The sequence below is a fragment of the Rickettsia endosymbiont of Pantilius tunicatus genome (genome assembly GCF_964291875.1).
GTDB lineage: Bacteria > Pseudomonadota > Alphaproteobacteria > Rickettsiales > Rickettsiaceae > Rickettsia.
Window position 1 is genome coordinate 1,370,060 of sequence record NZ_OZ198175.1, and the last position, 24,331, is coordinate 1,394,390.

Below are 24,331 nucleotides of genomic sequence, written 5' to 3' on the forward strand. Positions count from 1 at the left end.
GAAATAGAAAGGGATCAAAATGAACTATCTAAGTTCAAAGTGCACAATCAGTACAAGGAACTTCAAGAAGAAGCGGACGAATGCACACGTATCATGCATGGAGCAATAAACAAAAAAGCAATGCTCCAGCAATATGCAGTCAGTAGAATACAAAAAACCTCCAGCTGACACTGAATTAGATCATCTATACGAACAATTAGGAGTAAATTTTAGTGCAAATGTAAAGAAAACCCTTCAAGAAGTAAGAACATTCCACGAAAAAATAGTAAAAGACAGAGAACGCTTCTTAAAAGCAGAGACAGTATCACTCCGCAACAGGATAGAAGACCTAGATACCACAATTAGAAATGCAGACGATAGAAGAGCGGCAATAATGATGATATTGAAAAGTGCTGGAGCATTAGAGGAGTTTTACAAACTACAAGCAAGGTTATTGGCTAAACAACAAAAAATATCTGAAATATCAGAAAAAATTAAGAAGTTAATAGGTAAAATATGAATTTATACAGCACATTATTTATAGAAAACAGAATAAACACAACATTTGAAACTCTGAATAATATATCGCATGAAGAGTTACACAGACCACATGAAATCTATAATTTAACAACACATTCTACCAGATACAGCATTTTAGGGCATAGTTTAAATGTGCTATCCTTACCTTTAGTAGTGATATCTGGAGTAGTTAAGCTTTTCTCTGGAGGCATGATATCTATTAATAATGTAATTAACGTGCCAAAAATCCTAAAAGATAAGATGGATCAAGGAATATCTAAAAAGATATTATATGCGGTTGAAGGAATCGATAAACAAGAATTAACAGCGTTATGCCACAATATATTAGAACAATGGGAAGCAAATCCTAATTTAGTACCAACGCAAGAAGAGTCATATTTTACCAAGATCAAAAATGCAATGTACAATAATATACCGTATCTAGGGCAGCTTAAGAATTTTTGGGTTAAGGGAGGTATAGAATATTCGGAGGAACAAATCAAGGAGCAACAATTAATCAAGATAATCACTAATGAAATATTTAAGCTTGGATATAGTTTAGGTAAAAAAGCTAATTATTTAAGTATTGAAGATATCAGACATCATTTCATAGATCAAAGTGCATTTGAAAACGATGATCAACCACAAAAAACGCAATTACCAATAGATCAACACAATGATGATTTCCAAGATCCATATATATCAAGCCAAGAGGATCAAGTAATTGATCAAATGATAGATTTGATTGATGAAGGTTTTGAGGACGCGTTTGAAGATTGTGAAGAATATGAGGATGCAGAATCTATAGAACCACAATCTGCATTAACTAAAAAACCTATAGATCACGCTTTAGCTTCAGCGAGTGAGAGTTTTGAAGAAGATATAGACATATCAGATATAGGAGCGACAAATACAGATCAGAAATATACGGATCAGAATCAAGCACTAGTATTGTACAATGATGAATTAAGTAAAGTACGCTCAGATAGCAGTAATCAGGTTGACGTATCTAGTGATGTTCATTTCATGACAGATCAGAACAGGGAGCAAGTCCTCTTAAATGTTAAAAAATATCTGGCAGGCATAATTCATACTAATTCGCTATTGGAGTTAGAGGATGGCGTTGATCAGTACCTAGAGTTACTACAAAGTTTAAACAATCAAGAATTAGGTGAAAAAATCATATCAGATTACCAGTTACTACAAAGTAACATGCAAGATCAGGATACGGAGATGCAATATGAGATGACTCAAAGATATCAAGATGCAGATATTCTTGTTCCGTGCATTAGTTGCAGGCAAGAAGCTTTGAAAGATGAAAGAGAACTTGAAGGGATAGTAGAGGAATTCTAAAGTCAAGAGATTGTAGCATCAAGAACACTTGACTTAAAATATATAAAATATTTACGTTTTTGTGTAAAAATATAATATTCCTAAATTAGGAGCGAGAGTAAATGACAGCAAATATTTTAATAGTAGATGATACGAAGCAGAATATTGAGTTACTACAGGCAGTGTATGGCATTAATAGGTATTATGTGCAGGAGGTGAAGCAAGAAATGCTACCACAAAAAACAATAACATCAAATATTGCATCTGGTGGAAAATCTATTAAAATACTAGATTCAAGTAACAAATCATCAGCAAGATCAGAAGAAATACTAGAAAACGCAGTATGGAATCAAATCAGAAAAACCTTAAGAGAAGAGTTAGGTGATCATATTGACCAAGCATGGTTTGCAAAAGCATCAGCTATAGAGTGCAAGGAAACCAAAACCTTGACCTTAACAATGCCAACAAGATTCATGGCTGAGTGGATTAGGAATAACTATTCGCATGTGATACGGAGGCTGAGCGAAGGATGTGGTGTTAAGAGAGTGGAGTATGGATATGAGTGATATTATAGAGAAAGAAAATTAATACATCTATTAGAACTAAATAAAGATGTCAAAGATAGAAAGAAAGCAACTAAAAAGAAAAACAATGAAAAATAGTGAATTTAGAGCATATGCTTTTATACCTAATTCTCTAAAAGAATTAGGTTGGAATGTTAAAAATCCATCTTTTAATATAAGTGGACAGGTTTACACCCAGCATGAGGCACTACAAGATAGCTTTTTGAAGGATAGTTTAAAAAGAAAAGTACCAGAAAATGTAATTAGATTACAAAACAATGCATACTGGATTATTGAGGCAAAAAGCGGTCATAATGAGATTGAAGCTGCTATTAAAGAAGCAAAGGGATATGCTGAAATGCTAAATAATAAGAAACAGAATAGTTGTCTTTTTATTACAGGTGTTGCAGGCAATAAGGAAGATTCTTTTTTAGTAGAGACATATTATTTGCAATCTAATTCATGGAATAGAATTACAATTAATGGATATAAAACCACTGGTTTTCTAACTCAAGAAATAATTGATAAAATTATAAATACAAATAATTACTCTATAAATGAGGAGGTTGTAAGTGATGAGTTATTCCAAGAGAAAGCAAATAAAATTAATACCATTCTACATAATGGAGCAATAAACAAAAGAAGTAGAGCGAAGGTTATTGCTTCATTGTTACTTGCATTGGCAGAAGATGAATATTTAAAAATCAGTAAAGCCCCAACAACTTTAATAAAGGATATAAATACAAGAGTTAGTAGTATATTATCAAAACATAATAAAGAGAATTTTATAGGTGAGATTGAATTAAAATTACCTACCTCAAAAGATAATCATATAAAACATAGGCAAGCAATAGTTAATGCAATACAGGAATTAAAAAACTTAAATATTCGTTCCGCAATAAATAGTGGTCGAGATGTACTAGGACAGTTCTATGAAGCATTTTTAAAATATGCAAATGATGCTAAAGAGATAGGGATAGTTCTAACACCTAGACATATCACTGAATTTGCGGTCACTTGCATTGATATAAAGCATAATGATTATGTTTACGACCCTACTTGTGGCACTGGAGGTTTTTTAGTTTCTGCTTTTGATGATGTTAAACAAGATGCCTCCGAAGAGCAAATCACAGAATTTAAGAACAACCACATATATGGAATAGAACAAGATCCTGAAATAGTTGGGTTGGCTCTTGTGAATATGATATTCAGAGGAGATGGCAATAGTAATATTTATGAAGGAAACACATTAAACACTCATTTTAAAAAAGTTAATAATGAATTAAAAAGAATAGATTTATTGAAACATGATTATGAATTATTAGAAAATAGTATCAATCTCAAATATCAAGAATTTAAAATTAATGATAGAGGATTAAAGGAGCAAATAGGAAAACCATTTATAGGAGAGTCTTTTTTAACAAAAACATTAATGAACCCACCTTTTGCCATAGAGAATGAACAAGAATATAAATTTATTAATCATGCACTAAGTCAAATGATAAGAGGAGGTTTATTATTTGCCGTAGTTCCGAATTCGACAATAACATCTGCAAGTAATGGCAATGGAGAAATAGAATGGAGAAGAGAATTATTAAAAAGGCATACTGTAAAAGCAGTAATAAAATTATCAGATGAATTATTTTATCCTGTTGCTTCAAAAGGGACTTATGCAATAATTATTCAGGCTCATATACCTCACAATTTTAATAAAGAAACGTTATTCGCAATAATGGATGATGGTTTCACTATGAAAAAAGCAAAAAGAGTTTTATCTGATAATGTACCTTCAAATATAAAAATAATACAAGATGGGATAAGAAAATTTCTTTTAATGAATGATAAAGTAAATCAAATAGAGAAAGTCATTGGATTTGAAAAATTGACCCAAGATGATGAAACCGTTGATTTTGCCCCTGAGAGTTATCTGCAAGCGACTAGTGATTTTACCCAAACATTTGAAATTACAACAAACCTGCTACAAGCTTTTATTAATAAAGATAAACAAAAATCCAAACAAAGTGCAAATAACCATGATCAAAATATCAAAAATTTTGATATAAGAGAATTTTTTACTGAAATAAAAAGAGGTAAATGCCCCCCTATTAATTCATTAACAGAGGGTATTATACCAGTTATAACAACGACGGAATCAAATAATGGTATTGTTGGGTATTATAACATAGCAGAAGATATGATTTATAAAGATTGTATTACAATTTCAGCGAATGGTTCTTCTTGTTGTGCTTTTTATCATCCTTATGAATTTAGTGCAAATGCAGATGTATTAATTTGTAAACTAAAAGAAGAATACAATAATCTACATTTTAAAATCTTTTTATGTACTGCAATAAGAAGTAGTGCATGGAAATTCACCTATTATAGAAAATGTAGCAACACAAAATTACTCAAAGATGTAAAGATTGCAATTCCAATGAAAAATGAAAGAATAAATTATGAATATATAAATAGTAAGGTAGAAAGCTCAGTTGGATTTGATTTATTAAAAAACTACTTAAGACAAAATTGACATCCTCATCTAGCTAAAGCAAGGTGATACGAAGACTTAGCGAAGGATGCGGTGTTAAGAAGGTGGAGTATGGGCATTAATGGGTATTATGTACAGGAAGTGGAAAGGAAAATGCTACAACCTCCTAAAACATCAAAAGCTGATATTGCATATAATAACAAATCTATTAAGCACTTAGCCTTAAGTAATACATCCTTAGCAAAATCAGAAAACACAGTGTGGAATCAAATCAGACAGGGATTAAGAGAAGAGTTAGGAGATCACATTGACCAAGCTTGGTTTTCTAAAGTTGTAGCTAAGACATGTACAGAAACCAACATACTAACGCTAACAATGCCCACAAGATTTATGGCGGATTGGATTAGGAATAATTACTCGCATGTGATAAGAAGGATGGCTGGTAGTGTAGGGATTGATATTGTGGAGTATGGCTATGAGTGATATTGCAAAGAAAGCTAAGATTTTGTGAAGATATTAGTAAACTATAAATTGTATTAGGTACTTTTTGTCTCTTTGATACAACAGTTATATTACAATTTGTGCATCTCCATTATTGAATATGTGACAATACAAATATCATATTTTACTATAAACAAGGTAATTAATTCTGATAGAGATGAAGTATTACTTTCAAGAAAATTTTATATAAAAAAGTAGTTTGAATGCATAGTACAACTAAAGGCAATCTAAGTAATATAGTTGGTGAAATTATTAGCTATATTCTTTACTGTATTTGTTTCTTTTGATGTTTTAGCAAATGATGATACAGAGCCTATAGGAAGCAGAATGTGCTTTATGATAGCAATACTTCAATATAATGTAACACGAATAATTGGTATGATTGCTATAATGGGATTAGGGGTTTTGGCATTAAAAGGAAAATTATCATGGGTAGTATCATTGATGATTGTAGTAGGGATTATATTACTGTTTGTAGCATCCAGTATATACATTAGTATTGTTGGAGAGAACAGTTATAACGAAAATTGTTATGGATGGAAAAACTGATAAGGATAAGTAGTACTGCAAAGTCGCTCCGCTTATCTTATCTTGAAAAATATGTCTTGGATCGACACCTTCTTTAATAAGAGCATCATATTGTAGATCGAACACTTGACGATCATTTTCACTGGAAACTCTCATATATCCAACAAGCATGTACGAAAAACCTTTTTTAGTCAGTTGTCGTACAGCAAAGCAATGCGACAGTGTTTATCGTATAAAAATAGCTTATTTTTTGGTATAGCTTAATGCGATAAGGTAGTGACTTTTTCAAGAGCATAGTAAACCGCATCAAAAAAGTGCTCAAAATTATAAACAGTTTTTCTTATTTCGTTCTTGATTTTAAACCAGTAATGCTCAATAGGATTTAAATCAGGAGAGTAAGTTGGTAAAAATAAAATACTGCAACCAACAGATTCAATTAACGTTTTCACTTTTGTACTTTTATGAAAATTAATATTATCCATTACTACTATCTGACCAGGCTTTAACTCTTTGATCAATATCTCTTGTACATAAGTTTCAAAAATGTCCTTATTACATGTCCCATCAAATATTATTGGGGCAATAATATCTTTGGCAGACACCCCAGCAATCATACTAATCCGTGATTTATGTTGATAGACCCTTTCACCATAACATCTTTGACCGATAATGCTCCACCCGTGTTCTCTACAGCTATGGTAAATTAAGTTGAAGTTTGCGTATTAAAGAATTGAATTAAAGCATTATATAATTGATCAAATTGAGTAATTGTAGCTTTAATCCATCGCTTCATATTGGTCCAAAATTTCTCTATTGGATTTAGATCAGGGGAGTAAGGTGGTAAGAATATTATCCTACAACCTACTGATTCTATTAGTTCTTTGGTCCTTTGAGACTTATGGAAAGCAGCGTTATCCATCACTACAACTTGTCCAGGTTTTAGCTCTTTTATTAAAAATTCTCCAACCCAACTTTCAAATAATTGTCTATTACATGTTCCATTAAATATCATCGGTGCTATACACTCTTTATTAACATAACCAGCTATGATATTTGTTCTGTTGTAATATTTACCGCTTTTTTTACCAATAAGTTTTTCGCTTTTTTTGCCCCATCCTCTATCTTTGCAGATATTTATCTCAATACCACTTTCATCAATATATACAAGATGTTCTATTGGTGTATCTTTTATGACCTCTTGGTACTTATCTCGCTTTTCTTGACTTGCTTCCAAGTAGGAAAAGTCTTTTTTTTATAGCTAAAACCTAGTTGCTTTAACCAATAATACGCACCCACAGAACTCATATTAAAATACGTACCCATTTCTAATAATGTGAAATTAGGATTAGAACTCACGTACAACTCAACATCTTGACTTGTTACCCGTCCTTTTTTGCCTCCTATTCTTCTTGCTAAATAATGTCCTTCGGACTTATATCTCTTATACCAATTCCTTACTGTGTTTGCTGCTATTTCAAATCTTATCGCAGTGCTATTGCAGCTATTACCTCTTTCTACATATCCTATAACTCTTTTTCTAAAATCTTGACTATATGATCTTGGCATTTTCCTTTATATATATCATCCCTATACTCAAACCTCAACTTAATTTACTATAGTATGTTCTATCCCAGATTCATCGATAAATACTAAATCTTGTTTGTCTATAGTTTTTAGTTTCAATATAAACTCATTCCTTAGACCAACATCTCTTTTGGGATGAAGAAAAGTTTTTTTTATAACTATAACCTAATTTATTAAGCAATCTTGATATCGTACTTGCAGATACTTTTTGACTCCAGTTGTTAGCTAGTTCCATGGTGGTTTTATCAAAATTTAATTCTATAAATTTTTTAAATCCCTCTATGTCTCTTATTATTCTACGATGTCCTGTATGATAACCACTTTTTGCTTTGATATCGCCGGTTTGTTTCTTTAATTTTTTCCATTCTATTATAGTCTTCCTACTAATAGAGTATATCTCAGAAGTCTCTTTTATTGTTTTACCATCTGTTAAACTTTTTATTACTCGTATTCTTAAATCGTATGAATATGCCTTTGCCATAAGTTTTTCATTTAGTATAATCTAACTCATACTCTAAGTCACTATCTTATCGCATTAAGCTATATTTGTAAATAGAGGATAGTTACTATGTCGTAAAACATATGTTTTCCGTACAGAATAATTAACAGCGACAAAACACGAGAACAAAGTATCAAGTAAAAATATAGATGAAAGTAGTAGATGCTACTACTTTCCAAAGACGGAGCATCAATTATGTATTGTACATCAAATTAGAAATAGTTTAAGATATGTATCATACAAGGACCGGAAAGAGCTTGCTGGTGATTTAAAACCTATTTATACAGCTAGCACAGAAAAAGAAGCACTTTCCGCTTTAGAGGCTTTTGAATCTAAATGGAATAAACAATATCATCAAATTGCTAAATCTTGGTACATTCACTGGGATAATTTAATGATTTTCTTAGGATATCCAGAAGAAATAAGGAAAATAATTTATACAACTAATGCTGTGGAATCCGTTAATAGTTGTAGAAGTCAAGATTTGATCTTACAGACACTATAAAAATTATATCTGAATATCTGATAAATTATGACTGTCAGATGAGTATTCAAGATATAAGATTTCATTGTTCTTTTCAATAGCTAATTTCTTACTATCCTTAAAAGTTTGCATAGGCGTTTTACCATAACAATATTTTCCTGAATGTGGTCGCTCATTATTGAAATGCTCTAACCAAATATCAAGATCTAATTGTAAATCATCAAGATCAGTGTAGATCCTTTTCCGCATAGCTGTATCAAAGAATTCTTGTGTCATAGTTTTATTAAAACGTTCACACATACCATTTGTTTGAGGAGAATATGCTTTAGTAATAGTATGTTCTATACCTTCGATACTTAGAAATAATTCAAAAGCATGATGCTCTATATTTCCCTTATATTCTGACCCGCGATCTGTCAGAATACGAAGTATTGTATGCCTTGAGTTTCATACCATGGTAACACGCGGTCATTAAGCATATCAGCAGCAGTTAAAGCTGTTTTATCAGTATATAGTTTAGCATCAGCTACTCTGCTATAGCTATCAATAAATACCTGAGAATAAACCTTACCTATACCCTTAAAATTTCCTACATAATATGTATCTTGGCATCCTAGATAACCTGGATGCTGTGTCTCAATCTCGCCATGGGCTTCTTTTTCGCTACGTCGTTTCTCTAGTACTTGTAACTGAGATTCAGTAAGTACAATACCATCCTGAGCCATCCTTGCTTCTAATGCTTTAAGCCTTTTATTGATATTGTTTAAATCATTACGTAACCAAATTGATCTCACTCCTCCAGGTGATACAAGTATACCGCTCTTCTTAAGCTCATTTGATACTCTTAGCTGACCATATGCTGGATATTCTATTGCCATATCCATTACTGCCTTCTCTATCGCTGGATCAACTCTATTGGCTATTATTGGCTTTCTTCGACTAATTTCATACAACGCTTCTTCACCACCAGTTTCATACAGTTCTTTAAATCTGTAATAACTATCTCTGCTATAGCCCATCGCTTTACATGCTGATGATATGCTACCAAGACTCTTAGCGAGTTCTAGTAATCCTAATTTTGGCTTTATTATTTTTTGATTTAAGTTCATTTCTTATCTCCATTTAATAATTAATTTATTTTACTAAATGTAAGATAAAATCTCAACTATTGCAGATTATTAGCAAGCATATTTTTAGCTACTTCTATCGTTCTTTCGTGTTTTCCCTCATTTCTACCAACCTGTAGACCTTTAGCTTCCCCAATCTGCATGCCCTTTTCTACACCTTATTGTTCCCAATGATGAGCTAAGCTAATCATAAGTTTTTCTCCTTGTTGGTTATTTAAACGAGATTTTAATATTTTTTCTAACTCTATTTTATCAGATTTTTCTATTTTAATCAATGTATAGGTTAATATCAGCTCTAGGTAATCAATACCAATATTTAACTTAGCAAATTCAGGTAATAGATCAGCTACTTCATACCATCTTTTAAGTAAGTCTCTTTCATGAATATGTTTCATAAAGAACTGTAATATTCCAGGGCATCGTCAAGTTAAGTAACATAGTGTCAAAAAGAGTAATATTTTTAGATTTCAGGCAGCAAGAAGTCTTTGAGTAGCTTCATCCCAAATGGATTTAGCGGATGGGCACCGTCAAGTTAAGAGAGATGTAAATTAAGTATTGAGCAAATGCATGGAATAATTTATAGAATAGCAGTAACCATTTATCTCTAAATTTCACCATTATGCGTATTACTCAAGCTCCGAAGAGACATCGTTTTCCAGCAAGCATCATTAGCCATGCAGTATGGTTATATCATCGTTTTAATAGTAGCTACCGAGATGTTCAAGAACAGATGGCATATCGAGGTATTATTTTGAGTCATGAGACAGTAAGATTTTGGTGCAACAAATTTGCAGTTTATTTTCAAGATGTTATCAGAAGGAGAGAGCGGAAGCCAACTGATAAATGGCATTTAGATAAAATGAACATTAAGATTAAAGGTGAAGTATTCATACTATGGAGGGCTGTTGACTCTGAGGGACATGAATTAGAAGTATTGCTACAGAAGCGACGCAACAAGAAATCAGCTATTCGCTTTTTATTAAGATTATTGGGCAATTACCCAGCTCCAAGAGTAATTGTTACTGATAAGCTCAAGAGTTACATTAAACTGATTAAGCTTATGTGTCCTAGGACTAAACATCGAACTAATAAGAGATTAAATAATCGCGTTGAGAATGCACATCAACCAACTAGGCGAAAAGAGAAGATATTGATTAAATTTAAGCATCCTAATGTAGCACAATGTACATTATCACTGATGGGAAAAGTTAGAAATATATTTGCCGTAAATGTTGGAAGATATACTAAAACAGCACCTGACCAAAGAATTGCATTTGCATCCGCTAAATCCATTTGGGATGAAGCTACTCAAAGACTTCTTGCTGCCTGAAATCTAAAAATATTACTCTTTTTGACACTATGTTACTTAACTTGACGATGCCCCTTCAGATATCACCTATACAAAGATGAAAGAACATATATTACGTGCATTTGGAATAGAGCAAGATTTAGTAGATATGACATTAGAGTAGCATTAGCAGCAATGCTCATTTAACGGCAGAGAATTATAAATAACACAAGATGTTAACTCTAAAACAGTGGTAGGACGAATATGACAAATAAGAATTATATCCAAAGAAGCATGCGTATGAGTGAGGAGGAACAAAAAACATGCTTGAAGAAAGGCATCAACTATTTAGATCAAGGTAAATATGAGGAAGCTTTGAAGGTATTTGGGATGCTTTTGATAGTAGAGCCAAGAAATGCCAGTCTTCATTATTACAGAGGTAATACGCTTCATAAGCTTAAGAGATATGATGAGGCAATAGAAAGCTTTAAGGCAGCAATAAAGTTAAAGCCGAGGGAGGGAGCATATTACTACGGCTTAGCTAGTAGTTATTACGCTGTTGGTAATGGGACTGCAGGGATTGATGCGTTGCAGAAAGCGGTATCTGCTCAAGGACAGCAAGAAGATATTTACTGCAAAACCAATATTCTTTCAGGTATTAAAAAAGAGAGCAATCAGGATCAAGTGATTCAATTAAACATTAGTGCTTGTAAGGAGCAAGGACAATATAATTACCAGCGACAATATTCAGGGCTAAAAGTAGGGGATAATTATAGTTTTGGATGGCATCGTCAAGTTAAGTAACATAGTGTCAAAAAGAGTAATATTTTTAGATTTCAGACAGCAAGAAGTCTTTGAGTAGCTTCATCCCAAATGGATTTAGCGGATGCAAATGCAATTCTTTGGTCAGGTGCTGTTTTAGTATATCTTCCAACATTTATGGCAAATATATTTCTAACTTTTCCCATCAGTGATAATGTACATTGTGCTGCATTAGGATGCTTAAATTTAATCAATATCTTCTCTTTTCGCCTAGTTGGTTGATGTGTAATAGTTGAGATTTTATCTTACATTTAGTAAAATAAATTAATTATTAAATGGAGATAAGAAATGAACTTAAATCAAAAAATAATAAAGCCAAAATTAGGATTACTAGAACTCGCTAAGAGTCTTGGTAGCATATCATCAGCATGTAAAGCGATGGGCTATAGCAGAGATAGTTATTACAGATTTAAAGAACTGTATGAAACTGGTGGTGAAGAAGCGTTGTATGAAATTAGTCGAAGAAAGCCAATAATAGCCAATAGAGTTGATCCAGCGATAGAGAAGGCAGTAATGGATATGGCAATAGAATATCCAGCATATGGTCAGCTAAGAGTATCAAATGAGCTTAAGAAGAGCGGTATACTTGTATCACCTGGAGGAGTGAGATCAATTTGGTTACGTAATGATTTAAACAATATCAATAAAAGGCTTAAAGCATTAGAAGCAAGGATGGCTCAGGATGGTATTGTACTTACTGAATCTCAGTTACAAGTACTAGAGAAACGACGTAGCAAAAAGGAGTCTTCCCAATTAAGTGTGTAAACTTTTTCAAAGGACTAGATTCTATCTTCAAATTTTATTAAAAAATGAGCCATAGCCGCATTCCAATTTGGCATAGGCATTGACCATTTTTTGGTCATGTAATCAATTGCTAAATATAAGCTTTTAAAAATGTAGAAGTCAAGATTTGATCTTACAGACACTATAAAAATTATATCTGAATATCTGATAAATTATGACTGTCAGATGAGTATTCAAGATATAAGATTTCATTGTTCTTTTCAATAGCTAATTTCTTACTATCCTTAAAAGTTTGCATAGGCGTTTTACCATAACAATATTTTCCTGAATGTGGTCGCTCATTATTGAAATGCTCTAACCAAATATCAAGATCTAATTGTAAATCATCAAGATCAGTGTAGATCCTTTTCCGCATAGCTGTATCAAAGAATTCTTGTGTCATAGTTTTATTAAAACGTTCACACATACCATTTGTTTGAGGAGAATATGCTTTAGTAATAGTATGTTCTATACCTTCGATACTTAGAAATAATTCAAAAGCATGATGCTCTATATTTCCCTTATATTCTGACCCGCGATCTGTCAGAATACGAAGTATTGGTATGCCTTGAGTTTCATACCATGGTAACACGCGGTCATTAAGCATATCAGCAGCAGTTAAAGCTGTTTTATCAGTATATAGTTTAGCATCAGCTACTCTGCTATAGCTATCAATAAATACCTGAGAATAAACCTTACCTATACCCTTAAAATTTCCTACATAATATGTATCTTGGCATCCTAGATAACCTGGATGCTGTGTCTCAATCTCGCCATGGGCTTCTTTTTCGCTACGTCGTTTCTCTAGTACTTGTAACTGAGATTCAGTAAGTACAATACCATCCTGAGCCATCCTTGCTTCTAATGCTTTAAGCCTTTTATTGATATTGTTTAAATCATTACGTAACCAAATTGATCTCACTCCTCCAGGTGATACAAGTATACCGCTCTTCTTAAGCTCATTTGATACTCTTAGCTGACCATATGCTGGATATTCTATTGCCATATCCATTACTGCCTTCTCTATCGCTGGATCAACTCTATTGGCTATTATTGGCTTTCTTCGACTAATTTCATACAACGCTTCTTCACCACCAGTTTCATACAGTTCTTTAAATCTGTAATAACTATCTCTGCTATAGCCCATCGCTTTACATGCTGATGATATGCTACCAAGACTCTTAGCGAGTTCTAGTAATCCTAATTTTGGCTTTATTATTTTTTGATTTAAGTTCATTTCTTATCTCCATTTAATAATTAATTTATTTTACTAAATGTAAGATAAAATCTCAACTATTGCATATGTAAAACACTACACTTGACCTGACAGACAATGATTGATTAAGCAGCAAGAGAGCTGTCAGATAAGTAAGAATTAATAGACTTATCTTTAGCGATATTGATGCTATCCTTGAAAGTTTGCATAGGGGTTTTTCCATAACAAAACTTTCCAGAATGAGGTCTTGCGTTGTTATACTTGTTTAAATATTGATCTAAGTCAATCTGTAAATCCTCTAATGAGTTATAAATCTTCTTACGGAATGCAATATCATAAAACTCATCTTTTAAAGTTCTATGTAATCTTTCGCATATTCCATTAGTTTGAGGAGATCTAGCTTTAGTTTTAGTGTGATCAATATTTTCAATAGCCAAATATAACTCAAAAGCATGACTTTCTACCTTGACACAATATTCTGTTCCTCTATCTGATAGGATTCTCAGTAGCGGCACTTCATGATTATTAAAGAACGGTATCACTTTATCGTTTAAAATATCAGCAGATGTTATTGCGGTCTTATCAGTATAAAGTTTACAGATAGCAACTCTAGAATAAGTATCAATAAATGTTTGTTGATAGATTCTACCTACACCTTTCATATTACCTACATAATATGTATCTTGTGAACCAAGATACCCTGGATGCTGCGTATCTATTTCACCATGTGCTTCTTTAATTTGTTTTGCTTTTTCTAGAGCAGCTAGTTGTTCTTCTGTAAGCAAGATACCATCCTGTGCGGATTTAGCTTCTAACGCTTTAGTCTTTTCTTTAAGGTCTCAAGATCATTGCGTAGCCAAATAGAACGCACCCCACTAGATGATACTATAATACCCTGTTTCAATAACTCTTGGCTAGCACGAAGCTGACCAAGAGCAGGGTTTTCTATAGCAAGATTTATTACTGCTTGTTCTATATGTTCTGATACACGATTCTTAAGTATAGGTTTCTTACGACTTATATCTGTAAGTGCAGCTTCTCCTCCTGTCTCATACAGTTCTTTAAATCGGTAAAAGCTATCTCTTGAATAGCCCATTACTTTACACGCAGTCTAACACTGCCTAGTTGTTTTGCAAGTTCTAATAATCCTAATTTAGGTTTGATTATTTTTTGATCATAGTTTGACATATTTTTCCTATTAATTGATTTTTATATTTAGTTTATGGATATGATAGATAACTTCTCAGTTATCTACATACCCACAAACTCATCTAATTTCAATCTTAATATGTCAGATCAAATCTGAAGGTTTACAGATTAAATCAGGGTATATGTCAAGTTACTCAGGAGAGCCTTACTTAAGGCAGGATATAGATTTAATCATGAGCAAAAAAACTCAAGTGATTAAAGAGTTTATGCAAAAAGTACAGGATAGGGCGGGATTTGTGAGTGTTGATAATGCAGTATTGCTTGTTGATTCAGAAAACGATAAAGCTGTGACTGATGATCTAACTAAAACAGATTTATTAGGTGAGTATTAGGAATCAATGCCTGCGTGGTAGTGCGTAGCTACCATACTATCTTCATAGGCTAAAACGCAAATATTTAAGTTTTTTACCACAGGTGGTGAGTATGAAACAAGTAGAACAGAATCTTAATCAAGAATTAATGAGAGCTGCATCACAAGGTAATTTAGAGATAGTAAAAAAGCTTGTGCTTCGTGGTGCTGATATATATTTTAGGGATCATCAAGTAGATACTGCATTATCACTTGCGGCAGGCAGCGGTTATTTAGATATTTTAGAATATTTAAGCAGTCTGAAGACAAGAGTGATCAATTAACGAATAAATAGAACAATTTAATAACATAGGAATATAAGACAATGGGTAAAAAAGAAAGCAAGAAGAATAAATTAAATGATTTTCATAAAGCACAACTAGAGAACCATAAAGAGATATTTGCGAGCGTTGAGCCTATTATAACGCAGGATGGTAAGGACCAAGGAGAACAAAATAACATTAAGGCAAAGAAAGAAAGTAAGATTATGAGAGCTCTTTCTAAATTATTTAGAGTTTTGCATGTCATTGTCAATTAGAAAGGGACCAGTAAATTACGTCAAAAAGGGACCACTATATTTAAAAATTTTTATGCCATATTACCTCCAGATTTATAGTTATTAATACGATAACTTTTACCTTTTATGTTTAGTATATGAGCATGATGTACCACTCGATCAATAATTGCATGAGTTAATACTTCATCAGCAAATATTTCATTCCATTTTTCAAAATCCTTGTTTGTGGTAATAATGGTAGATTTATTTTCATATCGTTTAGCAATAATATTAAAAAAGTCTTCTACTGAATGTTTTGGCAATTGCTTAAACCCGAGCTCATCAAGAATTAATAAATCAAACGATAGGAGTAATTTAACCTTTTTGTGATAACTATTATCTGCTCTTGCAATATGTAAATTATAAAGCATATCCGATACCGTAGTAAAATATACAGAGTATTCTCGTGTTAAAGCTTTTAATGCTAGCCCGATGGCAAGATGAGTTTTCCCAGTTCCTGAATCACCTATGAATATTACATTTCCCTTAGTATTAATATAATCACAAGTTGATAAATCACTTATTACTTTGGCATCAACACTTGGTTGGAAATTAAAATCAAAGTCTTCTAAATTTTTAGTTACCGGTAATTTAGCAGCACTTTTACGGCGACGGTAATTATTATCCTTACGGTTAGATTTTTCATCTTCACATAATAGTGATAGAAATTCTTTAAATCCTAGTTTATTATTTTGAGCATAAATAATCCTTTCATTTAAACTATTGACTATACCTGATAATCTAAAGCTTCGTAGGTCATTAAATAAGTTCTGCATTATTACCTCCAAACTCTGGTAATGGTAAGTTTACTGCATTACTATTTAAAATATTCTTAATTTTAGAGTAAGAACTTATACCATAATGTAGTGCTCTATGACAGGCTTTATCTATTAAGTCATCATTGTAAACCTTACGTAAAGAAATGATGCCTCTGGCACAACGTTGCCAATCATTCACTCTTGTTTGTTGTAATGATTCTAATAATAAACTGCAATTATTCCCTATCTGCTGCATTTGTTGTTGATAATGTTCACTATATTCTATAAAACCTGGGCATAGACGTTTGTGTTTGGCATAATGAGACGGATTAGTGGTAAATATCCCCTTGCCCTCTGTTCTAACATGTCTTGCTATTAAATCATTTTGTATAGAAAATATTTGAACAAGTTTTGGGGACAATTGTACCATTACATCACTGTATATATATTTTGCTGGTACAGAGTAATAATTATTATCTATGGTAATATGACAATCTTTTGCTACTTTTCGATTATGCCAAGATGACAAATCAAAAGTTTCTAATGGTAAAGGAATTAAACTACTTCTTTCCTCTTGCTCAAACAGTTCTCTAGGTATTCTCTTAGTAGTACCATGTATTCGGCTATTGACCTTATTTAACCAATTTGCAAGACCATGTGTTAATTCTTCATATCTATCAAATTTACGACCAGCAAAAAAATTATTTTTAACGTATTTTATTCCCGACTCAACTTTGCCTTTTTCTTGCGGTTGATAAACTCGACAAGGAGAAAGTAAAATTCCATAATGATCGGCTAAGCACTTATATTCCTTCTGATATACTGGCTCATAAAAATTGGCATCTACCACTCCAGCTTTAAGATTATCAAGTTTTATTACTTTTGGACTACCAGCAAAATAATTAAATGCATTGATATGACATTGAATCCATGTTTGACAACTTTGATCAAACACTACTTCATAATAATCAAGGCGACTATAGCTTAAACGCATATTAAATACATATGCTTTAACTCTACGCCCCTTAGAATTATACTGTAAGCCTATGTCACCAAAATCTACTTGTGCTTCCTCTCCTGCTAAAGTATGAAAACGAATGCAACTGTTATCCTTAATTTTATATTTTTTGATATAACGGGTCAAAGAAGTATAACTGCTTGTATAACCTTGATTTTTTAACTCCTCAAAAATTCTTATGTAACTTAGATTTTTTTCTAATAACTCAATTATTTTTTCGTGCCAAAAATCCAAAACTGAAGATCGTTCATAGATTGCTGGGGATTCTGTACCAGCCTCTACATAGCGGTTTATTATTTTTCGTACTGTTTTGCGGTCTGTTCTTGTTAGTTTGGCAATATTCCTTTGACTATTGCCTTGTTTATAAAGGGTGATAATTGTTGTATACATATTTATTCTTATCATTGTATCACTAGATATTTACTTGCTTAATTATCTAGTGAATATTGCACATTAACCTTATTAGGTCACACCAACTTCTCTGGTCCCTTTTTCGTGCAATTTACTGGTCCCTTTTATTTTAGCAATGACATGCATAAGAGCAATAAAAAAGTAGTTGCAGATGAGCGTAGTAAGCTAGATCGCAATAATAATCTAGAGGCTTACGATGCTATAGAAGAAAAGATCCAACAAATGAATTCAAAAGAGGTTCTACAGTTTTTAAATACAGATGATTTATCGAATAAAAAAATAGTTGGGGCAAGTGAGGTCACAACGAAAGGCAAAGTAGCTGTAGAAAATAAATCCGCTGTATCTTGGGTTTCGACTATCACGCAAAGCAAGAGTAATCAAGACAGGGAAAGATAAATAATTAAGTATTCTTGGTAATAACCATGAACAAGACTAATAGAGTTAAACGTGGCAGATTTATAACATTAGAAGGTGTAGATGGCAGTGGTAAATCCACACAATGTCGCATGTTAAAGGAATATTTAAGTACTCAGAACATTCCTGTTATGTCAACTAGGGAGCCTGGAGGAACAGAAATTGCTGAAGAGATGCGTAGTATCTTGGTACATAGAGATTTACTGCCGATGTCGGAGTTATTACAAGTTATAGCAGCACGCTATGATCATATTGTAAAAAAGATTCTTCCTGCAATAGAAGCGGGCTATACGGTGATATGCGATAGATTCATTGACTCAACGGTCGTGTATTAAGGATTAGAGATTGATGGTGGTATGGAACTCGTATACAGCTTGCATAAAAAGCTCATGCCCTCTATAATGCCGGACATTACGTTCTTTATTGATATAGATCCAGTATTAGGGATGGAAAGAGTAAAAGTTCGTAATGGTAGTAACTATAGTAGCAGCAATGTGAGAAATAATAGATTTGATATTGAGGTGTAAACCTTCAGATATGATGAGGCAATAGAAAGTTTTAAATTAGCCATAAAGTTAAAGCCGAGGGAGGGAGCATACTACTATGGTTTAGCCAGTAGTTATTACGCTGTTGGTAATGGGACTACAGGGATTGATGCGTTGCAGAAAGCGGTATCTGCTCAAGGGAGGCAAGAAGATTTGTACTGTAAACATAATATGCTTGCAGGCTTTAAGAAGGTAGAAAGCGGCAATCAAGGGATGCAATTGAATGTTGCTGCTCACAAAGCAATAGAGGAATGTAGTTATCATCAGCAATATACGGGAGTAAAAGTAGGGGATAATTATAGCTTTGGATTTATGAGATAAGTATGCATACGAATAATTAGACAGAGAGGATATTATGAAAAAGCACAGAAACAAGATAGATAAAGTACTTAGAGTATGGATAGCGGCAATATCAGTATTAACAGCAACAAGTGAGGTGCAGGCGAGTAGTAGCCTTGTCGATAGCTTACCTGAATTAGATAGAAGAACGTTACTCAGAGGTATTAAAAAGCCAAAGAGTTCTGGTAAGTTACCAAGCAAATATGTAGTAAATCATGAGAGAATACAGAACAAAGAGCAGGTTAAGCATGAATTTAATTATGCTGATGATGCAGTAGATTTAACATGGGATGATAATGAGATTAGTACTGCGTTATATGGGCGGGATCACTCAGGTATGGCATCAGAAGAAAGCAAACGCATTAAATCTATAGAAGACTGGTCTTATGATGACGATGATCTCGTTGTAGAAGCTTTATCATATTATCCTGAACAGCTAGGAACTACTAGTCATTTATCAGAGATGATTGCAGATACTTGCGAGGAGGCAGATTCTGTATTAGCCAATGCAATACCCAAGAGTGTAGTTAAAAGTATTAGTGACGAGGACTTAGAGTTAAATTACCGTGAGTTTGAAGCTATGCAGGATTTAGAAGATCGGGCAGAGCATGCTGATATTCAAGATACAGCTCCTAGTATCGGGCAGGAAGTAGCACAACTATCTGATTTAGAGGTAGGCAATGACCTATTTGTGACTAGTGCAGATGAAAATGAGCAAGGTTCAATGTCTATAGTTTCAGATTCTTATGATTTAGATGAGGTAACAAATGTAGCACTAGAGGCTGCAAGTGATGCTATAGGTAATAATGCCATTATTCAGCAAGCAGATCATACAGATCCCGCTCATACTGATACTGCTAGAGTAGAAATAGCCTCGCATGCGATTAATCATAATACAGATGCCTTGTCATCTAATATATCGAAGAGATTTGAGGTTATGGGGATGGCGGCAGTAGCAGCGGGCGATGATGATACGGAAGCATCAGGGACAGGCATGGATAGCGGATGCTACATAAATCTTATTATTGGTAGGGCATCTCAAAAAGAAACTGGGAGCATCAGCGGTTATCATTCTCATAGTCGGGGAATAACAATAGACCTTGATACTTATGCTCAAGATAACATGCTGCTTGGTATGAGTTATACGAAAGCAGATAACCATCTGAAATTCAGTAATAACAAGTTAGGTGATAGATCGAAAGTAACGAGTGATTTTTATACATTATATGGACAGATAGAGCCATACAATAAAAACATATTCATAAGTGGTATAGGGATATACGGCATAAGTAATATAAAAAGCAGTGCACAAAGAGGTTTAGACAGTAGTGCTATAAGTAGTCATAAGGCATATAGCAATATCATTCAGGGCATGGTTGGCACTCAATATAAATTATCTGAGCGACTAAAGATTGTGCCGCAATTAGGCATAAAATACAGCAAGATACGAGATGCGGCATATGATGAAGTATCAGAAGGGGGAGCAAAGGAAGAGTACAATTTATCTGTTGCAAGAACGAAAGAAAGAATTATAGAGACAATGGCAGGTATCAAGATGAATTATGATTATTCATTGAGTAACAGTGTCAGTATAACCCCTGTTATTTATGGTTTTGTACATAAGAACGTAGCTGCAAAAATGCCTGTGATTAGATTTTGGATACAGCAAGCTACTAATATGAAGTATTACCTGATGTCAGTATTAGCAGGTCTAGAGTGAACTTTAGCTATGGTACGGGATTTAGTGTGAAATCGAAGAATATAGAAATGGATATATTTTATAATGGTAGTAAAGCGAGAAGATATATATCGCATGCGGGGAGTATGAAGCTAAAAATAAATATCTAATTTTGATTTAAGGTGGCGGTTATGAAAAAAGCAGAAATACAGAATCTTAATCAAGAATTAATGAGAGCTGCGGCAGAGGAAGATATAGAAAAAGTGAGAGAGTATGTATTAGATGGTGCTGATATATATTTTAGGGATCATCAAGGAGATACTGCCTTATCACTTGCAGCAGGCAGCGGTTATTTAGATATTTTAGAATATTTAAGCAGTTTAAAGAAAAGTGAAATCAATTAACGAATAATAGAACAATTTAGTAATATAGGGATATAAGACAATGAGTAGAAAAGACAGTAAGACAAAACCACTAGATGGTTTTTACAAGGAACAATTAGCAAATCACCGGGAAGCTTTTAGCAAAGTAGAGCCTATTATAACACAGGATGGTAAGGATCAAGGACATCAGAATGATATTAAGGCAAAGAAAGAAAATAAAATCAGACATTTTATCACTAAATTATTTAGAGTGTCGCATAAGAGCAATAAAAAAGTAGTTGCAGATAGTAGTAGTAAGCTAGATCAAAATAATAATCTAGAGGTTTATGATGCTATAGCAAAGATTAAACAGATGAGTTCAAAAGAGGCGTTAGCATTTCTTAATACAGATGAAATACAACCATCAGAGGTCAGTGATCAGGGTAATGTTAAGGTTAATAGTGTTAATATTGAAGATCAGATAAAGAATATGGATTCAAAACAGATATTAGAGTTTTTAAATCGAGAGAGGGGTCTAACAACGATAGCTTAAAAAGTAGTAAGATTCAGGATAAGCAGGATAAGCAAGATACGGCGATAGATGTAGAGAATAAAATTAAAAATATGAATTCAGCTGAGATATTACAGTTTTTAAATACAGATGATTTATCGAATAAAAAAATAGTTTCAACAAATGAGGCTACAACGAAAGGTAAAGTAGCTGTGGAAAGGAAAGAAGCTGTATCGTGGGTTTTGACTATGGTAAATTAAGTTGAAGTTTGCGTATTAAAGAATTGAATTAAAGCATTATATAATTGATCAAATTGAGTAATTGTAGCTTTAATCCATCGCTTCATATTGGCCCAAAATTTCTCTATTGGATTTAGATCAGGGGAGTAAGGTGGTAAGAATATTATCCTACAACCTACTGATTCTATTAGTTCTTTGGTCCTTTGAGACTTATGGAAAGCAGCGTTATCCATCACTACAACTTGTCCAGGTTTTAGCTCTTTTATTAAAAATTCTCCAACCCAACTTTCAAATAATTGTCTATTACATGTTCCATTAAATATCATCGGTGCTATACACTCTTTATTAACATAACCAGCTATGATATTTGTTCTGTTGTAATATAGCTTAATGCGATAAGATAATGACTTAGAGTATGAGTTAGATTATACTAAATGAAAAACTTATGGCAAAGGCATATTCATACGATTTAAGAATACGAGTAATAAAAAGTTTAACAGATGGTAAAACAATAAAAGAGACTTCTGAGATATACTCTATTAGTAGGAAGACTATAATAGAATGGAAAAAATTAAAGAAACAAACCGGCGATATCAAAGCAAAAAGTGGTTATCATACAGGACATCGTAGAATAATAAGAGACATAGAGGGATTTAAAAAATTTATAGAATTAAATTTTGATAAAACCACCATGGAACTAGCTAACAACTGGAGTCAAAAAGTATCTGCAAGTACGATATCAAGATTGCTTAATAAATTAGGTTATAGTTATAAAAAAAACTTTTCTTCATCCCAAAAGAGATGTTGGTCTAAGGAATGAGTTTATATTGAAACTAAAAACTATAGACAAACAAGATTTAGTATTTATCGATGAATCTGGGATAGAAGATAATAGCTGTAGAGAACACGGGTGGAGCATTATCGGTCAAAGATGTTATGGTGAAAGGGTCTATCAACATAAATCACGGATTAGTATGATTGCTGGGGTGTCTGCCAAAGATATTATTGCCCCAATAATATTTGATGGGACATGTAATAAGGACATTTTTGAAACTTATGTACAAGAGATATTGATCAAAGAGTTAAAGCCTGGTCAGATAGTAGTAATGGATAATATTAATTTTCATAAAAGTACAAAAGTGAAAACGTTAATTAAATCTGTTGGTTGTAGTATTTTATTTTTACCAACTTACTCTCCTGATTTAAATCCTATTGAGCATTACTGGTTTAAAATCAAGAACGAAATAAGAAAAACTGTTTATAATTTTGAGCACTTTTTTGATGCGGTTTACTATGCTCTTAAAAAAGTCACTACCTTATCGCATTAAGCTATACCTTAAGAAAACTCTTCCATCACTAATATACAGCTTGTTTTTAAATCAAGATCATAATCGATTGTGTTATATATCAGCTTTTTTATATCGGCAAATTTTTGAATTAGATAAGAAAGGTTACGATTCGGTAATGCATGAAATATTTTATTTTCTAAATCAGAAAACTCAATATCAATATTTGAAGTTTTTTTTAGAATTCTATTCATTAATAGGAGTATATTATCAGTAAAATCTAACCATAACTCTCTATCTTTAGCGTTAAATTGCTTAATAAACTCTAATTTAGAATTTAAGTTTTCATTATTTGCTATGGGCTGAATAAATTTAGAATATAATTCTTCTTCAGAATGTCTTTCAGATGATTTAGTACTAATTTTAAAACATCTAGATCTGATTGTAGAAATTATACTTGAAGCTCTTGAAGTAATTAAAAATATATAACTATTTTTAGGTGTGTCTTCTAAAATCTTTAAACATGAATTTGCAGCATTCAGATTCATAAGATCTGCTGAATAAATTACAGCAACCTTACAACCTGAAATTGCAGAAGTTTTACTTAAGAACTCCTGTAATTTTCTTATTTGCTCAATAGAGATATTCTTAGCATTAGACGTAGCAGAAACTTCCCTAACAATAAGATGATAATCTGGATTATTTTCAAGAGGGATATTATTCTTTAAAAGCTTTAAACATACGAATTTCTCTATATCTTTTAAAGCTTGTTCTATATTTTCTGCTTCAATAAGCCAGCTATTATGTAGCTTTTTATGTTTTAAACTAAACTCTAGATGCTCAATTATCATATAAACTAATAGTTAAGGCTTCCTGTAATGCCATGATCCTTGAAACATAATTATATTACTAAAGCTATAGGACTGCTAACAGTCCCACGACT

The 24,331-nt window shown here is 32.7% G+C and carries 28 protein-coding genes and 7 pseudogenes; 21 read left to right on the plus strand and 14 right to left on the minus strand.

What is annotated here, in order from left to right:
• The first annotated feature begins 133 nt into the window (after window positions 1-133).
• From ACICQC_RS08060 to ACICQC_RS08085, 6 genes are all read left to right on the plus strand, one after another.
• The gene (locus tag ACICQC_RS08060; RefSeq protein ID WP_395476630.1) at window positions 134-499 is read left to right on the plus strand and encodes a hypothetical protein; all 366 of its coding nucleotides are present in this window, start codon (window positions 134-136) and stop codon (window positions 497-499) included.
• Complete coding sequence (locus ACICQC_RS08065) at window positions 496-1,851, plus strand: hypothetical protein (protein ID WP_395476631.1); 1,356 nt, start codon at window positions 496-498, stop codon at window positions 1,849-1,851. The genes ACICQC_RS08060 and ACICQC_RS08065 overlap by 4 nt, the downstream gene beginning before the upstream one ends.
• Window positions 1,852-1,952: 101 nt before the next feature.
• Window positions 1,953-2,396 (plus strand): DnaA N-terminal domain-containing protein, encoded by a 444-nt coding sequence (locus tag ACICQC_RS08070; protein WP_395476632.1) that lies wholly within the window; start codon window positions 1,953-1,955, stop codon window positions 2,394-2,396.
• Window positions 2,397-2,481: 85 nt separating this feature from the next.
• A complete protein-coding gene (locus ACICQC_RS08075) occupies window positions 2,482-4,923 on the plus strand; it encodes an N-6 DNA methylase (protein ID WP_395476633.1) in 2,442 nt (813 codons plus the stop codon).
• Window positions 4,924-5,034: 111 nt separating this feature from the next.
• On the plus strand, window positions 5,035-5,364 hold the full coding sequence (locus ACICQC_RS08080) for a DnaA N-terminal domain-containing protein (RefSeq protein ID WP_395476634.1): 330 nt from the start codon (window positions 5,035-5,037) through the stop codon (window positions 5,362-5,364).
• Between the two features lie 261 nt (window positions 5,365-5,625).
• Window positions 5,626-5,931: a TrbC/VirB2 family protein gene (locus ACICQC_RS08085; protein WP_395476635.1), complete on the plus strand. Its 306-nt coding sequence runs from the start codon at window positions 5,626-5,628 to the stop codon at window positions 5,929-5,931.
• 24 nt (window positions 5,932-5,955) lie between these two features.
• Here ACICQC_RS08085 and ACICQC_RS08090 read toward each other — a convergent pair.
• The 5 genes and pseudogenes from ACICQC_RS08090 to ACICQC_RS08110 all read right to left on the minus strand — a co-directional run.
• Window positions 5,956-6,081: pseudogene (locus tag ACICQC_RS08090) on the minus strand (recombinase family protein); the annotation flags it as partial.
• An 89-nt stretch (window positions 6,082-6,170) separates the two neighbouring features.
• Window positions 6,171-6,608: pseudogene (locus ACICQC_RS08095) on the minus strand (IS630 family transposase); the annotation flags it as partial.
• 5 nt (window positions 6,609-6,613) lie between these two features.
• Window positions 6,614-7,144 carry an IS630 family transposase gene (locus ACICQC_RS08100; RefSeq protein WP_395476334.1) on the minus strand — a complete coding sequence of 177 codons (531 nt, stop codon included), beginning with the start codon at window positions 7,142-7,144 and terminating at the stop codon, window positions 6,614-6,616.
• Window positions 7,099-7,476, minus strand: coding sequence for an IS630 transposase-related protein (locus tag ACICQC_RS08105; RefSeq protein WP_395476240.1), 378 nt, complete (start codon window positions 7,474-7,476; stop codon window positions 7,099-7,101). Before ACICQC_RS08105 ends, ACICQC_RS08100 begins: the two co-directional genes overlap by 46 nt.
• A gap of 124 nt (window positions 7,477-7,600) precedes the next feature.
• Window positions 7,601-7,975, minus strand: a complete 375-nt coding sequence (locus ACICQC_RS08110) for a transposase (RefSeq protein WP_395476636.1) — start codon at window positions 7,973-7,975, stop codon at window positions 7,601-7,603.
• A 229-nt stretch (window positions 7,976-8,204) separates the two neighbouring features.
• Here ACICQC_RS08110 and ACICQC_RS08115 point away from each other — a divergent pair, with 229 nt between their 5' ends.
• A complete protein-coding gene (locus ACICQC_RS08115) occupies window positions 8,205-8,498 on the plus strand; it encodes a transposase (RefSeq protein ID WP_395477690.1) in 294 nt (97 codons plus the stop codon).
• 3 nt (window positions 8,499-8,501) lie between these two features.
• Here ACICQC_RS08115 and ACICQC_RS08120 read toward each other — a convergent pair.
• Window positions 8,502-9,586: pseudogene (locus ACICQC_RS08120) on the minus strand (IS481 family transposase).
• A 56-nt stretch (window positions 9,587-9,642) separates the two neighbouring features.
• A pseudogene (locus tag ACICQC_RS08125) lies at window positions 9,643-10,017 on the minus strand (transposase); the annotation flags it as partial.
• Window positions 10,018-10,223: 206 nt separating this feature from the next.
• On the opposite strand from ACICQC_RS08125, the gene ACICQC_RS08130 reads away from it, so the two are divergent.
• Together ACICQC_RS08130 and ACICQC_RS08135 are read left to right on the plus strand one after the other, a co-directional pair.
• On the plus strand, window positions 10,224-10,934 hold the full coding sequence (locus ACICQC_RS08130) for an IS6 family transposase (protein WP_395476627.1): 711 nt from the start codon (window positions 10,224-10,226) through the stop codon (window positions 10,932-10,934).
• A 252-nt stretch (window positions 10,935-11,186) separates the two neighbouring features.
• Window positions 11,187-11,696 (plus strand): tetratricopeptide repeat protein, encoded by a 510-nt coding sequence (locus tag ACICQC_RS08135; RefSeq protein WP_395476637.1) that lies wholly within the window; start codon window positions 11,187-11,189, stop codon window positions 11,694-11,696.
• A gap of 32 nt (window positions 11,697-11,728) precedes the next feature.
• On the opposite strand, the gene ACICQC_RS08140 is transcribed toward ACICQC_RS08135, so the two are convergent.
• Window positions 11,729-11,908, minus strand: a complete 180-nt coding sequence (locus tag ACICQC_RS08140; protein WP_395476638.1) for a transposase — start codon at window positions 11,906-11,908, stop codon at window positions 11,729-11,731.
• Between the two features lie 94 nt (window positions 11,909-12,002).
• Between ACICQC_RS08140 and ACICQC_RS08145 the strand changes: the two are divergent.
• Window positions 12,003-12,461, plus strand: a pseudogene (locus tag ACICQC_RS08145) (helix-turn-helix domain-containing protein); the annotation flags it as partial.
• Between the two features lie 187 nt (window positions 12,462-12,648).
• On the opposite strand, the gene ACICQC_RS08150 reads toward ACICQC_RS08145, so the two are convergent.
• Together ACICQC_RS08150 and ACICQC_RS08155 are read right to left on the minus strand one after the other, a co-directional pair.
• Window positions 12,649-13,734, minus strand: coding sequence for an IS481 family transposase (locus tag ACICQC_RS08150; RefSeq protein WP_395476639.1), 1,086 nt, complete (start codon window positions 13,732-13,734; stop codon window positions 12,649-12,651).
• Window positions 13,735-13,838: 104 nt separating this feature from the next.
• A pseudogene (locus tag ACICQC_RS08155) lies at window positions 13,839-14,901 on the minus strand (IS481 family transposase).
• Between the two features lie 143 nt (window positions 14,902-15,044).
• On the opposite strand from ACICQC_RS08155, the gene ACICQC_RS08160 reads away from it, so the two are divergent.
• The 3 genes from ACICQC_RS08160 to ACICQC_RS08170 all read left to right on the plus strand — a co-directional run bounded on the left by ACICQC_RS08160 (window position 15,045) and on the right by ACICQC_RS08170 (window position 15,809).
• Entirely contained in the window at window positions 15,045-15,254 is a 210-nt protein-coding gene (locus tag ACICQC_RS08160; protein WP_395476640.1) for a hypothetical protein, read from the plus strand.
• A gap of 91 nt (window positions 15,255-15,345) precedes the next feature.
• A complete protein-coding gene (locus tag ACICQC_RS08165; RefSeq protein WP_395476641.1) occupies window positions 15,346-15,555 on the plus strand; it encodes an ankyrin repeat domain-containing protein in 210 nt (69 codons plus the stop codon).
• 41 nt (window positions 15,556-15,596) lie between these two features.
• A complete protein-coding gene (locus ACICQC_RS08170; protein WP_395476642.1) occupies window positions 15,597-15,809 on the plus strand; it encodes a hypothetical protein in 213 nt (70 codons plus the stop codon).
• A gap of 50 nt (window positions 15,810-15,859) precedes the next feature.
• On the opposite strand, the gene istB is transcribed toward ACICQC_RS08170, so the two are convergent.
• The gene (gene istB / locus ACICQC_RS08175; RefSeq protein ID WP_341790851.1) at window positions 15,860-16,603 is read right to left on the minus strand and encodes an IS21-like element helper ATPase IstB; all 744 of its coding nucleotides are present in this window, start codon (window positions 16,601-16,603) and stop codon (window positions 15,860-15,862) included.
• Window positions 16,587-17,993, minus strand: a complete 1,407-nt coding sequence (gene istA / locus ACICQC_RS08180) for an IS21 family transposase (protein ID WP_395476243.1) — start codon at window positions 17,991-17,993, stop codon at window positions 16,587-16,589. Before istA ends, istB begins: the two co-directional genes overlap by 17 nt.
• A 141-nt stretch (window positions 17,994-18,134) precedes the next feature.
• Between istA and ACICQC_RS08185 the strand changes: the two genes are divergently transcribed.
• The 7 genes and pseudogenes from ACICQC_RS08185 to ACICQC_RS08215 all read left to right on the plus strand — a co-directional run bounded on the left by ACICQC_RS08185 (window position 18,135) and on the right by ACICQC_RS08215 (window position 22,123).
• Window positions 18,135-18,410 carry a hypothetical protein gene (locus ACICQC_RS08185; RefSeq protein ID WP_395476643.1) on the plus strand — a complete coding sequence of 92 codons (276 nt, stop codon included), beginning with the start codon at window positions 18,135-18,137 and terminating at the stop codon, window positions 18,408-18,410.
• Window positions 18,411-18,436: 26 nt separating this feature from the next.
• Window positions 18,437-18,907: pseudogene (gene tmk / locus ACICQC_RS08190) on the plus strand (dTMP kinase); the annotation flags it as partial.
• Window positions 18,908-19,087: 180 nt separating this feature from the next.
• Window positions 19,088-19,294: a hypothetical protein gene (locus ACICQC_RS08195; RefSeq protein WP_395476644.1), complete on the plus strand. Its 207-nt coding sequence runs from the start codon at window positions 19,088-19,090 to the stop codon at window positions 19,292-19,294.
• Window positions 19,295-19,328: 34 nt separating this feature from the next.
• The gene (locus ACICQC_RS08200) at window positions 19,329-21,032 is read left to right on the plus strand and encodes an autotransporter outer membrane beta-barrel domain-containing protein (RefSeq protein ID WP_395476645.1); all 1,704 of its coding nucleotides are present in this window, start codon (window positions 19,329-19,331) and stop codon (window positions 21,030-21,032) included.
• Window positions 21,033-21,181: 149 nt separating this feature from the next.
• Window positions 21,182-21,394 carry an ankyrin repeat domain-containing protein gene (locus ACICQC_RS08205; protein ID WP_395476646.1) on the plus strand — a complete coding sequence of 71 codons (213 nt, stop codon included), beginning with the start codon at window positions 21,182-21,184 and terminating at the stop codon, window positions 21,392-21,394.
• Window positions 21,395-21,434: 40 nt separating this feature from the next.
• The gene (locus tag ACICQC_RS08210; RefSeq protein WP_395476647.1) at window positions 21,435-21,905 is read left to right on the plus strand and encodes a hypothetical protein; all 471 of its coding nucleotides are present in this window, start codon (window positions 21,435-21,437) and stop codon (window positions 21,903-21,905) included.
• Between the two features lie 71 nt (window positions 21,906-21,976).
• On the plus strand, window positions 21,977-22,123 hold the full coding sequence (locus ACICQC_RS08215) for a hypothetical protein (RefSeq protein ID WP_395476648.1): 147 nt from the start codon (window positions 21,977-21,979) through the stop codon (window positions 22,121-22,123).
• Here ACICQC_RS08215 and ACICQC_RS08220 read toward each other — a convergent pair.
• Window positions 22,120-22,428, minus strand: coding sequence for a transposase (locus tag ACICQC_RS08220; RefSeq protein WP_395476649.1), 309 nt, complete (start codon window positions 22,426-22,428; stop codon window positions 22,120-22,122). The two genes, ACICQC_RS08215 and ACICQC_RS08220, sit on opposite strands and share 4 nt — an antisense overlap.
• Before the next feature lie 119 nt (window positions 22,429-22,547).
• Here ACICQC_RS08220 and ACICQC_RS08225 point away from each other — a divergent pair.
• Window positions 22,548-23,430 (plus strand): IS630 family transposase gene (locus ACICQC_RS08225; protein ID WP_395476650.1). Its coding sequence is split into 2 segments (ribosomal slippage): window positions 22,548-22,874 and window positions 22,876-23,430, totalling 882 coding nucleotides; the frame shifts between segments, so codons are not numbered across the junction.
• A gap of 8 nt (window positions 23,431-23,438) precedes the next feature.
• Here the strand turns inward: ACICQC_RS08225 and ACICQC_RS08230 are convergent.
• A complete protein-coding gene (locus tag ACICQC_RS08230; RefSeq protein WP_395476651.1) occupies window positions 23,439-24,239 on the minus strand; it encodes a DNA polymerase III subunit delta' in 801 nt (266 codons plus the stop codon).
• Window positions 24,240-24,331: the final 92 nt, after the last annotated feature.